The following is a 14251-nucleotide window of genomic DNA, read 5'->3' as shown; positions in this document are numbered from 1 at the left end:
CCGCGGCGGGGACTGTGGCGGGGACTGTGGCGGGCACGGTGGCGGGCTGCTGCCGGGCCTTGCGGTGGGACTTGATCGCGGCGCGTTCCGCGGCGGCGGCCGGGGCGGGGGCCTCGGCGCGGCGCCAGACGCGGGCGACGATGACGACCTCGCGGGGTTCGCGGATCGGGGTGAGGCGGCACCAGGTGCGGGGCTCGGCGAGGTAGCGGCCCTGGGAGAGCAGCAGTTCGGTGAGCCGCTTGCCCTCGATGACCGGGCGGGTGGCGAGCCAGGTCAGCACCCCCGGCGGGACGATGTAGAGCACGTGCCAGGGGGACTCGAACGGGATGCCGACGATCCGGAGCAGGACGATCCAGGGCACGAACACGCCGAGGAAGACGCCGATCTGGACGAGCGGCAGCGGCATGGGCAGCCGCAGGTCGTACAGCTTGTACAGCCGCTTCTCGATGCGCCAGATGTTCGTGTACGTGGGTAGATCCACGCCCCTACTCCCCTAACCGCGCGAGCACGTGTTGCCGGTCAGCTGACGTCCACGCCGAGGGCCGTGGCTATCGCCTTGGCCGTGGTCTCGATGATGTTGGGCACGTAGAAGACCACCCCGATTCCGATCGCCAGAAGGATGAACTGCACGAAACGCGTGATCTCGCGGGTGAACAGGAAGAAGATCGCCACAATGGAGACGATCACCAGGAACAGCGGACCGAATATCTGCCGCAGCCAGTCGGCGAGCTGATCGGTCTTGAGTTCGTCATTGGGCGCCGCAAGGAGGTCGTAGGGAATCGACGCGAAAATGTGGTGCAGCATCGATGTTCACCTTCCTCGGTCGGCGGGTTCGCTGGGGGTCGGTTCGCTCAAATCAGGGCCTCTCATGATGCGTCCGGTCGCGTGGTCCCGCGGATGTTGCGGACGAGCCACTTGTCGCCGCGCTTCACCATGGCGAGCTGGTAGGTCTGCTCCAGTTCGCCGTCGCCGCCGGCGGCGGGACGCCAGACGACCGTCGCGGTGATGGTGCGCTCGCCCGGCGACCCCTTCGGCGCCACGACCTCCCTGACCTGGACGAAGGTCACGGAGTTGGCGAGACCGGCGATGGTGGTCCCGTCGGAGAAGCGCGACAGGGCCTCCTGGTTGCCGGTCGCGTACTCCTGGAAGAAGGTGCCGAGGAACGGCTGGAGCTCGCCTTCGAGCGCGGTGTCGCGGTTCTGGACGCCGCTCTCGGGCAGCTGCGCCTTGGCGGGCGGGGGAAGCAGCGCGGGACGGGCGGACACGACCAGCGACCCGCCCTTGTCGGCGTACACGGGAACGGCGAGCCGCAGCCACTTCTCGCCGTTGCGGGCGAGCAGCGTCACGGTCGCGTTGTTGGCGTCGCGGGCGTCCACTCCGGCGACCTGGATGGACTGCACCTGCATCTTGCCGGCGCCGTTCCAGCCGAATTGGGGGTCGGCGCCGTCGGGCAGGAAGGTCCGCAATTGCGCCTCGCGGGCGGCGGCGCCGTTCTGGTCGAAGTTCAGATAGACGTCGGCGAATTGGAGGGCGAACGCGCCGGCGGCGCTGCTGGGGAACCCGGCGCCGCGCGGGGGCTTGGCCGTGGTCGCGGTCCCCCCGGAGGTCTCGTCGGCGGTGAAGCGCTCGAAGGGGGCGCGGATGCCGTTCACGAGGATGACGATGATCACCGCCCAGAGGACGGCGCGTCCGGCCCACACCCACCAGCGCCCGCCGGAACCGCCCCAGCGCCCGCCGCCGCGGCCGCCGCCACCGGAGCGCCCGCGCCGGTCACCGCCGGGCGGGTCCCAGGGGTCGACGGACGACGAGAGCGCCCGGCCGGGCGCCGCCGTCTCCTCGACCACGGCCGTGTCACGGCCGCGTCCCACGGCCGACCTGCGAGCCATCCCGCCTCCGCTCGCGCCTCGCCCCCGGTCGGCGCGCTGGTGTGTGCCTGATCATGTGCCGGTGGCCTTTCTGAACCCACCTCGGGCCCAGGGTAACCACGGGCGTCAATTCTTCCAGCGCATCCCAGCAAAGCACAGCCCCGGCACGCGGTTGTGGATAATGCAATCCACCTCAGCAGGAACAGGGAAGATTGCCAAACGGTGACGATCCCCTATCCAGGGCTCCGAACAGTGCGCAGGTCCAGGTACCGGACAAGCGGCACGAGTCGGGAGTTGGTTGGTTACCGGGTGGCGATGGCGGTCGCACTTTCTTCCCGAAAGAATCCGACAAAGTGTCACAATCGGGACATCTCACGACAGAACACCCAGCTCAGCGGCCACACGGCCCTCAGGAGCACCCGCTGTTGCCAAAATCACACAGGCCACGGCCCCTGTGCGAGGCTCCGTCGCCCTAGACGTTGAAGCGGAACTCCACGACGTCGCCGTCCTGCATGACGTACTCCTTGCCCTCCATGCGGACCTTGCCCGCGGCCCGAGCGGCGGCCATGGAGCCCGCGGCGGTCAGGTCGTCGAACGAGACGACCTCCGCCTTGATGAAGCCGCGCTGGAAGTCGGTGTGGATGACCCCGGCGGCCTCCGGCGCGGTGGCCCCCTTGCGGATCGTCCAGGCCCGCGCCTCCTTGGGGCCCGCGGTCAGGTACGTCTGCAGGCCCAGGGTCGCGAACCCGACGCGGACGAGCTGCGCCAGCCCCGGCTCCTCCTGCCCCATGCTCTGCAGCAGTTCGAGCGCCTCGTCGTCCGGCAGCTCGATCAGCTCGGCCTCGATCTTGGCGTCGAGGAAGATGGCCTCGGCGGGGGCGACCAGGCCGCGCAGGCGCGCGCGCAGCGCCTCGTCGGTCAGTTCCGCCTCGTCGAGGTTGAAGACGTAGAGGAACGGCTTGGCCGTGAGCAGCTGGAGCTCGCGCAGAAGCGACAGGTCGATCCCGGCCTTCTCGGCGCCCGCGAAGAGCGTGATGCCGTCGTCCAGGAGCTTCTGGGCGGCCTGGACGGCGTCGACGACGGCGAGCTTGTCCTTGTCCTTCTTGGTGCGCGCCTCCTTGTCGAGGCGCGGCAGCGCCTTCTCGATCGTCTGGAGGTCGGCGAGGATCAGCTCGGTGTTGATCGTCTCGATGTCGCGGGACGGGGCGACGTCCCCGTCGACATGGGTGACGTCGGGGTCCTCGAACACCCGGATGACCTGGCAGATCGCGCTGGTCTCCCGGATGTTGGCGAGGAACTTGTTGCCGAGGCCCTGCCCCTCGGAGGCGCCCTGGACGATGCCGGCGATGTCGACGAACTCCATCGTCGCGGGGATGATCTTCTGCGAGCCGAAGATCTCCGCCAGCACGGTCAGGCGCGGGTCGGGCACCCCGACCACGCCGACGTTGGGGTCGATGGTCGCGAACGGGTAGTTGGCGGCCAGCGCGTCGTTCTTGGTCAGCGCGTTGAACAGGGTGGACTTGCCGACGTTCGGCAGGCCGACGATTCCGATGGAGAGGCTCACGGCCGTCAAGTTTATGGCCGTCCGCGGACCCCTCGGGCTGCCCGGATCGCCCGGCGGGCCGCGGGTCGACCCGAATGTCCGGTGAGGTGGGCCGCCACGGCGCGTCGCGACCGGCGTTCGCGACCGCGCTGTCACGATGAACGGATGGACCTCGCGCTGTTCGCCGGCCTCCTCGTCGGAGCCGTCTTCGGCGTCGTCGCCGGATACGCGCTCGCGACGGGCAGGCAGGGCTCGCTGATCGCACGGGCGCGGGCGGCGGAGGAGAAGCTCGCCTACGCCGAGGAGCGGATGGCCGAGCACTTCGAGAACCTGTCCGCGCGGGCGCTGGACGCCAGCAACCAGCGCTTCCTCGAACTGGCCGACGCCCGGCTCAAGGCCGCCGGCGCCGAGGCGGCCGGGGACCTCCAGCGGCGGCAGCAGGCCGTCGAGCACCTCGTCGCGCCGCTCAAGGAGACGCTCGCGAAGGTCGAGGAGCAGCTCCGCGAGGTCGAGACGGGCCGCCGGGAGTCGCACGCGATGCTGGCCAAGCAGGTCGACTTCGTCCGGCAGAGCTCCGACCAGCTGCGGCGCGAGACGCAGTCGCTCGTGCGGGCGCTGCAGCGGCCCGAGGCGCGGGGACGCTGGGGTGAGCTCCAGCTCCGCCGCGTCGTGGAGCTGGCCGGGATGGCGCACCACTGCGACTTCGACGAGCAGGCGAGCTCGTTCACGGTCAACGGCACCGTCCGTCCGGACATGGTGGTGCGGCTGGCCGGCGGCAAGAGCATCGTGGTCGATTCCAAGGTGTCGCTGGCCGCGTACCTGCAGGCGGCGGAGAGCGGCGATCCGGTACGGCTGGACGCCCACGCGCGCCATCTGCGCGACCACGTCGACCGCCTCGCGGCGAAGTCGTACTGGCAGGCGTTCAGCCCCGCGCCGGAGTTCGTCGTCCTGTTCATCCCGGGCGAGGCGTTCCTCGCACCGGCGCTGGACCGCGACCCCGGCCTGCTGGAGTACGCGATGCGGCGGCGGGTGCACATCGCCACGCCCACGACGCTCATCACCATGTTGCGGACGGCGTCGTACGCATGGCAGCAGGCGGCGCTCTCACGGAACGCCCGCGCGGTGTTCGACCTGGGCAAGGAGCTGTACGAGCGGCTGGGCACCATGGGCCAGCACGTGGACGAACTGGGCCGCGCGCTGACCGGCGCAATCAAGTCCTACAACCGGACGGTCGGATCGCTGGAAACGCGCGTGCTCGTCAGTGCGCGCAAGCTGAACGAACTGGGCGTGGTCGATGACGACCTGGACGGCCCCCGTCCGGTCGAGGAAAGCCCCCGCTCGCTCTCTGCGGCCGAACTGACCGGACATGACCCCGGTTTCGGCGCTCCCCTGGACGAGGACCCCGTCTCCCTGGAAGACGACCCCATTGAGGACGACCACAACGCAACCGAGGAGCGGCGGCCTCATCCTGACTCGGCCACGGAACCGGTAGGTTTCGGCGGACGGGCCATCCCCGAGCGGACAGATCGGCTTGATCGGCGAGAGAGGTGGCCATGAGTTCATCGTCGGTACGCGACGCGCCGGGCGGCACGTCGCCGGTCCCGGAGGGTCGAGTGCGAGGTCGGCGCGGTGCATCGTCCTCGCGGCCGTCCGCGCGCCCGGCCGCGGCCGCCGCCGCGGCGAGCCCGGTCGCGCTCACCGGGCGCGGCGGCATCGTCGTCATCTTCGGCGCCGGGGTGGTCTGCGGGCTGCTGTCGCGCTGGCTCGGCGTGCCGCTGCTCGCCGGGGCCGGCTTCGCGATCGGCTGCGCCCTGGCCGCGTTCGCCACCCGTCCGGCCGACCTGCTCACGCTCGTCGTCAGCCCGCCGCTGGTGTTCTTCGCGGCCACGTTCGCGGTCGAGTTCGCCACCACGCTCGGCAACGGGTCGCTGCTGCGCGGCGTCACCGTCGGGGTCCTCGCCGCGCTCGCCGCGACGGCGCCGTGGCTGTTCTTCGGGACGCTGCTGACGGTGGTGATCTGCCTGTCCCGCGGCCTGATGACGAACGTCCGTGAACTGCGGGACAAGCTCGCCGGCGTCCGCCTCTTCGAGAAAGAGGAGAACGAGAACCCCGTCCGGTGGGACGAGTCCCCCACCACGACGCAGGAGCGCCGCCTCCACCACGGCGAGGTGGACTGACCCCCTTCGCGGGGGACGCCCCTAGACGGGGGTGATGCGGAGGTCCTTGCGGAGTTCCTTCGGAAGCGAGAAGCGCATGTGCTCCTTGACGGACTCGATCTCCTCGGCCTCGCCGAAGCCCCGCTCGGACAGCCAGGCCAGCACTTCCTGCACCAGCTCGTCCGGCACGGACGCCCCGCTGGTGACGCCGACCGTGGTGACGCCCTCCAGCCAGGCGGGGTCGATCTGCTCGGCGTAGTCGACCAGGTAGGCGTTGGCGGCGCCGTGCTCCTTGGCCACCTCGACCAGGCGGACGGAGTTGGAGGAGTTGGTCGAGCCGACCACGATGACGAGGTCGGACTCCACGGCCATCTCCTTCACGGCGACCTGCCGGTTCTGGGTGGCGTAGCAGATGTCGTCGGACGGCGGGTCCATCAGCTTGGGGAACCGCTCGCGCAGCTTCTCGACGGTGGCGACGGTCTCGTCCACCGACAGCGTGGTCTGCGACAGCCACGCCACCTTCTCGGGGTCGCGGACGGTGACGTTGGCGACGTCCTCCGGCCCGTCCACGAGGTGGATGTGGTCGGGGGCCTCGCCGGTGGTGCCGATGACCTCCTCGTGGCCCTCGTGGCCGATCAGGAGGATGTCGTAGTCGTCGGCGGCGAAGCGCACGGCCTCCTTGTGGACCTTGGTGACCAGCGGGCACGTCGCGTCGATGGTGCGCAGGTCGAGCCCCTTGGCCTCCTCGTGCACCGACGGAGCGACGCCGTGCGCGGAGAACACCACGATCGACCCCTCGGGGACCTCGTCGGTCTCGTCGACGAAGATCGCGCCGCGCTCCTCCAGCGTCTTGACGACGTGGACGTTGTGGACGATCTGCTTGCGGACGTAGATCGGCGCCCCGTACTTCTCCAGGGCGATCTCGACCGTCTCGACGGCGCGGTCGACGCCCGCACAGTAACCACGCGGCTTGGCGAGCAGGACACGGCGCTGGGTGTTGGCGGTCATACCTCTATCGTACGAGTGACCGCACAATGCCGTGCAGCACGGGTCACCGCCGTGCAGCACGGGTCACCTTGCCTGACCCGCGCGAACGCGCGGCTAACACCGCCGCCGATGGGGATAGGGCTTACGGCGGACGCGGGTGTGAGCCACGGCACGCCGCTTTTGGACAGAAATCCATTAGCCCGGGGTGACCGCCATCGCACCCATGGGGCAGAGTGAACTTCGACGAGACGCAGCCGCATGACCCGATCCGGTGTTCAGGACGGCAAGGAAGAGGAAAGACGATGACGAGATCGCCGCGCCGCCTCAAGCAGCAGGTTCAGGACACGGTGGGCGAACAGGTCCGCGACCTCCCGTTGCACGCCGTCCGGCTGGCGATGTTCGGCGTCGGCCGGGCCCTGCTGCTCGGCGACCGGGTGACCAGGGACTACAAGGAGATCACCCAGGGCGAGGGCGTGAAGCCGGTGCTCGGGCGGCTGCGCGACGACGTGCACACCACCGCGGAGAAGGTGGTGGGCCGCGTGGTCGAGCGCGTCCGCGGCGAGGAGCCCGAAGCCGAGCCGGAGCCCGCGGGCCGGCCGAAGGCGCCGGCCGCGGCCGCGCGGAAGGCCGGCGAGGAGATCACGATCGGCAAGCCCGGCGCCGGGACGCGTCCCGCGCCCAGGCACACCCGCCCGGGGCCGCCGCCGAAGCCGCCGAAGCGCGCCGCGGCGCCCGGCAGGCCCGCGGCCCCCGGCAAGCACCGGGCCGACAAGGCCGGCCCGTTCGCCGAGCCGGCGCCGGAGCCCGCGCCCGCCGAGCCGAAGCCGGAACCGGCCGCGCAGGCCGAGCCGGCCCCGAGCCCGAAGCCCGCCGACACGCCCGGGAGCCCGCCGAAGGGCAAAATCGTGCCGAAGGCCGAGGACAAGGCCGAGGAGAAGGCGAAGGCCGAGGATGAGGCGGCGTTCGAGCCGAAGCCGGAGCTGAAGCCCGCCGCGCAGGCCGAGGCCGAGCACCTCGTGGAGGACCTGCCCGTCCCGGACTACGACAGCGCCACGCTGCCGCAGCTGCGCGCGCGCCTGCGCGGCCTGTCCGTCGAGCAGGTGAAGCTGCTGCGCGAGTACGAGCGCAAGCACGCCGGGCGCGAGGACGTCATCCGCATGTACGAGCGCCGCATCGCGAAGCTCAACGGCACCACCTGACCCGTAAACGCACGACAGACCCGTGAACGCATCACAGGGGCCTCCGGAGGACGATCCGGGGGCCCTTCTCACGTCCGGGGCAGTTCGGGGCCGTTCAGGGTGTGAAGAGCTTGTCCAGGGCGGGGAGCGCAGCGGCGACCGCCGCGCGCTCCTCGTCCGTCATCCGCGCGATCCGTTCCGCCAGGAGGTCGATGCGGTGCTCGCGTCCGGACGCCAGGTGGTCGCGTCCCGTCCGGGTGAGCCGCACGGTGACGACGCGGGCGTCGGCGCCGTCCCGGCCGCGGGTGACCAACCCGTCGCGTTCGAGCCGGTTGACCTGGGCGGTCATGGTCGGGAGCCGGACGCCGTGCTCGGCGGCCAGTGCCGTCATGCGGCGCGGCCCCTGCTCCAGGGAGCCGAGGACGGACAGCTGCTGGCTGGTGATCGGCTGGTCCGCGCTGACCCGGCGCAGCATCAGCACGAGGTGGCGGAGGCGCAGGCTGAGCCGTTCGGCGAGCTCGCGTTCGGATGCGGTCACTGTCTCACCGTAGGGTGCCCGCATGGCGATGGAGACCTCGGCCGAATCGCCCGTCCCGGTGCGGACGGTGCTGCAGGCCGTCAGCGGCTGGATCGGGAGGCTCGGCCGCATCTGGGTCGAGGGCCAGATCACCGACCTCAACGCCCGCGGCGGGACGGTCTACCTGACGCTCCGCGATCCCGTGGCGAACATGTCGGTGCGGGTCGTCGGCCCCCGCGCGGTGTTCGAGGCGGCCGGGCCCGCGGTGACCGACGGAGCCCGGGTCGTCGTCCACGCCAAGCCCGACTTCTGGATCAACCGGGGGACGTTCTCGCTCAGCGTGCTGGAGGTCCGGCCGGTCGGTGTCGGCGAGCTGCTGGCCCGGCTGGAGCGGCTGAAGCGGGTGCTGGCCGCCGAGGGGCTGTTCCGCCCGGAGCGCAAGCGGCCGCTGCCGTTCCTGCCCGGCAAGATCGGGCTGATCTGCGGGCGCGACTCCGACGCCGAGCACGACGTCCTGGAGAACGCCCGGCGGCGGTGGCCGGCGGTGGCGTTCCGGGTGGAGAACACGGCGGTGCAGGGCTCCTACGCGGTGGGCGAGGTGATGGAGGCGCTGCGGGCGCTGGACGCCGACCCCGAGATCGAGGTGATCGTCATCGCGCGGGGCGGGGGCGCGATGGAGGACCTCCTGCCGTTCTCGGACGAGGCGCTGGTCCGCGCGGTCGCCGCCGCCCGCACCCCCGTGGTCAGCGCGATCGGGCACGAGCAGGACTCGCCGCTCCTGGACCTGGTGGCGGACGTGCGCGCGTCCACCCCGACCGACGCGGCGAAGAAGACCGTCCCGGACGTGCGGGAGCAGCTGCAGCTCGTCCGGCAGCTGCGCGACCGGGGGCGGCGCTGCCTGGCGGGCGGCGTGCAGCGGGAACTGGCGTGGCTGGCGGCGATCCGGTCGCGGCCGGCGCTGGCCGACCCGGTGCGGGAGGTGGAGCGGCAGTCCGAGCGGGTGCTGGCGCTGCGCGACCGAGCGCGGCGCTGCCTGTCCGGCGCGCTGGACCGGGCCGGGGACGAGCTGTCGCACACCCGCGCCCGGCTGCTGGCCCTGTCCCCCGCCGCGACGCTGGAGCGCGGGTACGCGATCGTCCAGCGGGAGGGCGGGGCGGTGGTGCGGGAGGCCGCGGGCGTCGCGGAGGGCGAGCGGCTCCACGTCCGGCTGGCCGGCGGCCGGCTGGGCGTGACGGTCGACGAGCGCGACGGGTCGTGAGGCGTTCCGGGGGTATGGGTTGTTCCCGAGGATGGAAGAGTGGAGCGGATGGCGGACGAGACGGGGACGGCGGGCAAGCCGTCGTACGAGCAGGCGCGGGACGAACTGGCCGACGTCGTCAAGCGGCTGGAGGCGGGCGGCCTGACGCTGGAGGAGTCCCTCGCGCTGTGGGAGCGGGGCGAGAAGCTCGCGGCGATCTGCGAGGAGTGGCTGGAGGGCGCCCGCGCGCGGCTGGCCGCGGCGATGGCGCAGCCCGAGGAGGGCGACGCCCCCGCCCCGTTCTAAAAGCCGGAGCCTACGAGCCCGGCGTCGCCGCGCCCGTGGGGGTCAGGGACGTGCCGTCCTTCGGCTGGGGCTTGAGCGAGGCCGCGAGGACCGCCAGTTCCTCGTAGGTGGCGGTGCCGGTCACGACCAGGCTCGTCCCGTCCGGGAGGGTCCGGGCGAGGGAGTTCGCCTTCTTGTCCTTGCGGTGGTACTTGTTCCAGGCGTCGCCGCCGACCTGGTGCGTCCCGATGGGGATGCTGCTGTTGGTCATGCGCGGGATGTACTCGGACGCCTTCTCGTTGCTCTGCTCCAGGGCCGCGTACTCGTCGCCGGGCGTCACGAAGCCCAGATGCCACGCGACGGGCTCGTCGCCGCCCTTGCCGAGGCCGTGCACCCGCGAGCTGGTGGGCCGCCACTGCCCCGAAAGCCCCTCGGGGGCGTACACGGTGAAGGGCGCGTCGTTGCTCATCGCCCACAGCTGGGCGTTGTAGTCGACGGTCGGCAGGATCTGCTCGTCGCTGCGCGGCGTGACGACGTAGATCGCGAGGACGAGCACCAGGCACGCGGCCATCGCCATGCTGAAGCCGCCGAGCCCCGTGGTCAGCCGCTTGTGCACGGCGGGGCTCACCTCGATCACGGGACGTCCGGTGCCGGCGGGCCCCTGGGCCGGGCCGCCGTCCGCTCCCGACGCCCCGGGCTCGCGCCGCCCGGCGGCCTCGTTCGGGACGCCCTCCTCGCGGGAGACGTCGTGCTCGCGCGGAGCCTCCGCCTCGCGCGGGGCGTCCGCTGCTTCGGGGACGGAAGGTGGGGTCTTGTCGGTCACCCTTCAAGGATCCCGTACGGTCAGCGCTGCTCGGTACGGGGGTTCCTGATCGTGCCGACGATGCCCATGATCTCCTCGGCGAGCCTGCGGGCGGCGTCCTCGTCGTCCAGCAGCGAGATCTCCGACACGGCGCCCGCCATCGCGCCCGTCAGCACCACGACCAGGGCCTCGTCGACGCCGCCGTCCGCGGTGTGGAACAGGGCGGCGTTGCGGCGCGCCCACTTGTTGAGCCGCTGCCGCATGACGCGGTCGAAGCCGGGCGGGCCGTCGCCGGAGATGAACAGCCGGGCGACGTCCCGCTCCTCCAGGCAGCCGTTGAGGTAGGCGCCGGCGCCGGCGATGAACAGCCGCATCGGGTCGGTCTCGCCCGCCTCCCGCACGGCGCTGATCGCCTCGCGGGTGCGCTCCTGCTGGCCGGCCTGGAACTCCTCGAACAGCGTGAGGTACAGGTCGGCCTTGCCGTTGAAGTGGTGGTACAGGCTGCCGACGCTCGCGCCCGCCTTGGCGACGATGTCGGTGACGGCGGCCTGGGCGAAGCCCGACTCGCAGAAGACGTCCCTCGCCGCGGCCAGGAGGGCGCCGCGGGTGGCGGCCCCGCGGTCGGAGGTCCGGGCGGGGGCGTCGCCGGACCGCGTCCCCCCGTTGTGTGACACCTCGCCGGACGGGACGTCGATGTGGCTGCTCATGATGCCTGAGATTACGCCCTCTCCCATGGGGAAACGATCCCTTGCCCGTGTGACCGTCAAATCCGGCCCGGCCGGCCTCCGTGTCCACAGGGCCGGTGCACCCCGCGCTCCCGTTGGTCTGGTCCAATTTGTGGCAGGGCGTCCGGTCCACCGAGAATCCGAGTCACCACCGAACGAAGGGGCGCCGCGTCATGTCCGACGAGACCACCGTTTCCTCTCCGCTGACGACCGAGCCGGAGGCTCCGGACCGCAACCTCGCGATGGAGCTGGTCCGGGTCACCGAGGGCGCCGCGCTGGCCGCGGCCCGCTGGGTCGGCCGCGGGGACAAGAACGGCGCCGACGGGGCCGCGGTGAACGCCATGCGGCAGCTGATCAACACGGTGTCGATGCAGGGCGTCGTGGTGATCGGCGAGGGTGAGAAGGACCACGCCCCCATGCTGTTCAACGGCGAGCAGGTCGGCGACGGCTCCGGCGCCGAGTGCGACGTCGCGGTCGACCCGGTGGACGGGACGCGGCTGACCGCGCTCGGCATGAACAACGCGATCGCGGTGCTGTCGGTGGCGCCGCGCGGGTCGATGTTCGACCCGTCCGCGGTGTTCTACATGGAGAAGCTCGTGACCGGCCCCGAGGCGGCGGACGCCGTCGACATCGAGCGCCCGATCGGCGACAACATCCGGGCGATCGCGCGGGCGAAGGGCTCGTCGCCGAACGACGTGACCGTCTGCATCCTCGACCGGCCGCGGCACGAGGGCATCGCCAAGGAGGTCCGCGAGGCCGGCGCGCGGATCAAGTTCATCATGGACGGCGACGTGGCCGGCGCGATCATGGCGTGCCGGCCCGGGACGGGCGTCGACCTGCTGCTCGGCATCGGCGGCACCCCGGAGGGCATCATCGCGGCCTGCGCGATCAAGGCGCTGGGCGGGGTGATCCAGGGCCGGCTGTGGCCGCAGGACGACGAGGAGCGGCAGAAGGCCGTGGACGCCGGGCACGACCTGGGCCGGGTGCTCACCACCGACGACCTGGTGACGTCCGAGGACGTGTTCTTCGCCGCGACCGGCATCACCGACGGCGAGCTCGTCGACGGCGTCCGCTACAGCAAGGGCACGGCCGTCACGCACTCGCTGGTCATGCGCTCGCGCAGCGGGACGATCCGGACGATCTCCAGCGAGCACCAGCTGAGCAAGCTCCGCGCCTACAGCGCGATCAACTTCGACACCGCGTCCTGACGGTGCTACCGGCCGCGGCCGAGCCGGTTCCGGACGCGGGCGCGCAGCGGCAGCTTCGGGGCGCGGGCGCGGACCGAACCGAAGATCATCGTGCCGCCGAGCTCGATGGTCGGGCCCTCGGCCGCGGGGCGGGCGCGGACGTCGCGGGTCGTGAGGATGGTGCGGCCCGTGACGTCCACGCGGACGCCCTCGGGGACGAGGAGCCGGACCCGGCCGCCGAGGACCAGCGAGTCGACCACGATGTGCCGGCGCTGGAGGACGGCCTCGCGCAGGTCCAGTTCGACCGTTCCGAACAGGGCGAGCAGCGGGAGCTTCACCGGGACGACCCAGCGTCCGTCCCGGCGGGTGCGGCCGAAGAAGACCGAGACCGGGCGGTCGTCCACGAGGATGGGCTGGGCCTCCTCGGGGATGAGGTCGCCGGTGAGGCCGGTGAGCTCGCCCAGCGTGCGGGCGGCGTAGGCGCGGGAGGTGCGGTCGGAGTGCTCCTCCATGGTGAGCCTGCCGTCGGCGAGTGCCTCGCCGAGGACGGCGACGACGCGTTCCCGGTCGGCGTCGGACGCGCGCAGGTCGCGCACGCGCGTCACCTTCCCGGGTGCCGGATGCTGGGGGACGTCCACCCTTAGAGACTAACCTCGTTGGCCGCCCCGGCTATCCGGGCGAGATGGCACGGCCCGGAAAACCGTTGGGGCTATGTCCCTTGATTTCCGTACTGTGAGGTTCATGACGGTGCAACGTGTCCAGGCCGAGGCCGCCCCCGAGCGGGACGGCCGGGAGGCGGCCATCAGCCTGCGCGGCGTCGTCAAGCGCTTCGGCGACTTCACCGCCGTGGACGGGCTCGACCTTGAGGTCCCGCCGGGGGTGTGCCTGGGGCTGCTCGGGCCGAACGGCGCCGGGAAGTCCACCACGATGAAGATGCTGACCGCGCAGGCCATCGCCGACGAGGGCGGCATCCGCGTCCTGGGGTTCGAGGTCCCGCGCGAGTCCAAGCGCGCGCGGGCCGTGATGGGGGTCGTCCCGCAGCAGGACAATCTGGACGAGGAGCTGACCGCCCGCGAGAACCTCGAAGTGTTCGCGCATCTCTACCGGGTCCCGCGCCGGGCGCGGCGGCAGGCGGTCGACGACGCGCTGGCGCTGGCGCACCTGACCGGCAAGCAGCTCACGAAGGTGGACGACCTCTCCGGCGGGATGCGGCGGAGGCTGCTCATCGCGCGCGGCCTCGTCCACTCCCCCGCCCTCGTCTTGCTGGACGAACCGACCGTCGGCCTCGACCCGCAGGTGCGCGCGGAGCTGTGGGGGCTGATCGACGGGCTGCGCTCGCGGGGTACGACCGTCCTGATGTCGACGCACTACATCGAGGAGGCCGAGCGGCTCGCCGACGACTGCGCGCTGATGTCGCACGGCCGCGTCATCGCCCGGGGCTCGCCGTCGGCGCTGGTCGCCGAGTACGCGGGCGCCCGGGTCGTCGAGCACTACGGGCCGCCCGACCGGCTGACCGAGGTGGAGCGGATCGCCCAGGGCGCCGGCCTGTCCACGCGCCGCACGGGCCCCTCGGTGTCGGTCCTGAAGGCCGAGACCATCCCGCCGTCCCTGGAGGACGAGCTGGGCCCGGACGGCGTGCGCCGCGCCGCAAACCTCGAAGACGTGTTCGTAGTTCTCACCGGGGAGCGCGTGGAATGAGCGCGGCGAAGCGGGGGGCGCGGGGGGTGGACCCCTCGCAAGAAGCACGAATGAGTGCGGCGAACCGGGGG

Annotated in this window: 16 protein-coding genes; 7 read left to right on the top strand and 9 right to left on the bottom strand. The window is 71.9% G+C overall.

Features of this window, described 5'->3' with window-relative positions; genetic code table 11:
• The 4 genes from E1266_RS39935 to ychF all read right to left on the bottom strand — a co-directional run.
• Positions 1-481: conjugal transfer protein (locus E1266_RS39935; protein ID WP_132052012.1), on the bottom strand; the 481-nt coding region annotated here is incomplete at its 3' end.
• Between the two features lie 38 nt (positions 482-519).
• The gene (locus E1266_RS27880; protein ID WP_132052010.1) at positions 520-804 is read right to left on the bottom strand and encodes a hypothetical protein; all 285 of its coding nucleotides are present in this window, start codon (positions 802-804) and stop codon (positions 520-522) included.
• Positions 805-866: 62 nt separating this feature from the next.
• Positions 867-1886: a conjugal transfer protein gene (locus E1266_RS27875; protein WP_243718958.1), complete on the bottom strand. Its 1020-nt coding sequence runs from the start codon at positions 1884-1886 to the stop codon at positions 867-869.
• A 451-nt stretch (positions 1887-2337) separates the two neighbouring features.
• Complete coding sequence (gene ychF, locus E1266_RS27870) at positions 2338-3429, bottom strand: redox-regulated ATPase YchF (RefSeq protein WP_132052008.1); 1092 nt, start codon at positions 3427-3429, stop codon at positions 2338-2340.
• A gap of 144 nt (positions 3430-3573) precedes the next feature.
• Between ychF and E1266_RS27865 the strand changes: the two genes are divergently transcribed.
• Together E1266_RS27865 and E1266_RS38265 are read left to right on the top strand one after the other, a co-directional pair.
• Positions 3574-4965 (top strand): DNA recombination protein RmuC, encoded by a 1392-nt coding sequence (locus E1266_RS27865; RefSeq protein WP_132052006.1) that lies wholly within the window; start codon positions 3574-3576, stop codon positions 4963-4965.
• A gap of 56 nt (positions 4966-5021) precedes the next feature.
• Entirely contained in the window at positions 5022-5585 is a 564-nt protein-coding gene (locus tag E1266_RS38265) for a DUF6542 domain-containing protein (RefSeq protein WP_207945953.1), read from the top strand.
• A gap of 21 nt (positions 5586-5606) precedes the next feature.
• Here E1266_RS38265 and E1266_RS27855 read toward each other — a convergent pair whose 3' ends face one another.
• Positions 5607-6572 (bottom strand): 4-hydroxy-3-methylbut-2-enyl diphosphate reductase, encoded by a 966-nt coding sequence (locus E1266_RS27855; RefSeq protein ID WP_132052004.1) that lies wholly within the window; start codon positions 6570-6572, stop codon positions 5607-5609.
• Positions 6573-6853: 281 nt separating this feature from the next.
• On the opposite strand from E1266_RS27855, the gene E1266_RS39930 reads away from it, so the two are divergent.
• Complete coding sequence (locus E1266_RS39930) at positions 6854-7750, top strand: hypothetical protein (RefSeq protein WP_132052002.1); 897 nt, start codon at positions 6854-6856, stop codon at positions 7748-7750.
• Between the two features lie 94 nt (positions 7751-7844).
• Here the strand turns inward: E1266_RS39930 and E1266_RS27845 are convergent, their stop codons facing one another.
• Positions 7845-8267 carry a MarR family transcriptional regulator gene (locus E1266_RS27845; RefSeq protein ID WP_347876753.1) on the bottom strand — a complete coding sequence of 141 codons (423 nt, stop codon included), beginning with the start codon at positions 8265-8267 and terminating at the stop codon, positions 7845-7847.
• 22 nt (positions 8268-8289) lie between these two features.
• Here E1266_RS27845 and xseA point away from each other — a divergent pair, with 22 nt between their 5' ends.
• Entirely contained in the window at positions 8290-9504 is a 1215-nt protein-coding gene (gene xseA, locus E1266_RS27840; protein WP_132051998.1) for an exodeoxyribonuclease VII large subunit, read from the top strand.
• 48 nt (positions 9505-9552) lie between these two features.
• Complete coding sequence (locus E1266_RS27835; protein ID WP_132051996.1) at positions 9553-9789, top strand: exodeoxyribonuclease VII small subunit; 237 nt, start codon at positions 9553-9555, stop codon at positions 9787-9789.
• A 10-nt stretch (positions 9790-9799) separates the two neighbouring features.
• Here the strand turns inward: E1266_RS27835 and E1266_RS27830 are convergent, their stop codons facing one another.
• Together E1266_RS27830 and E1266_RS27825 are read right to left on the bottom strand one after the other, a co-directional pair.
• Positions 9800-10591: a DUF4245 domain-containing protein gene (locus tag E1266_RS27830; protein ID WP_243718956.1), complete on the bottom strand. Its 792-nt coding sequence runs from the start codon at positions 10589-10591 to the stop codon at positions 9800-9802.
• A 20-nt stretch (positions 10592-10611) separates the two neighbouring features.
• Positions 10612-11277 (bottom strand): TetR/AcrR family transcriptional regulator, encoded by a 666-nt coding sequence (locus E1266_RS27825; protein ID WP_132051994.1) that lies wholly within the window; start codon positions 11275-11277, stop codon positions 10612-10614.
• 191 nt (positions 11278-11468) lie between these two features.
• Here E1266_RS27825 and glpX point away from each other — a divergent pair, with 191 nt between their 5' ends.
• Positions 11469-12503 carry a class II fructose-bisphosphatase gene (gene glpX / locus E1266_RS27820; RefSeq protein ID WP_132051992.1) on the top strand — a complete coding sequence of 345 codons (1035 nt, stop codon included), beginning with the start codon at positions 11469-11471 and terminating at the stop codon, positions 12501-12503.
• Between the two features lie 5 nt (positions 12504-12508).
• Here glpX and E1266_RS27815 read toward each other — a convergent pair whose 3' ends face one another.
• Positions 12509-13120, bottom strand: a complete 612-nt coding sequence (locus E1266_RS27815; protein WP_132051990.1) for a DUF1707 domain-containing protein — start codon at positions 13118-13120, stop codon at positions 12509-12511.
• Positions 13121-13223: 103 nt separating this feature from the next.
• On the opposite strand from E1266_RS27815, the gene E1266_RS27810 reads away from it, so the two are divergent.
• Positions 13224-14180 carry an ABC transporter ATP-binding protein gene (locus E1266_RS27810; protein WP_132051988.1) on the top strand — a complete coding sequence of 319 codons (957 nt, stop codon included), beginning with the start codon at positions 13224-13226 and terminating at the stop codon, positions 14178-14180.
• Positions 14181-14251 lie beyond the last annotated feature (71 nt).

The organism is Actinomadura sp. 7K534 (assembly GCF_004348575.1).
Taxonomy (GTDB): domain Bacteria; phylum Actinomycetota; class Actinomycetes; order Streptosporangiales; family Streptosporangiaceae; genus Spirillospora; species Spirillospora livida.
Note: the sequence above shows the minus strand (reverse complement) of the source record. Positions and strands in the feature narration are given on the sequence as shown.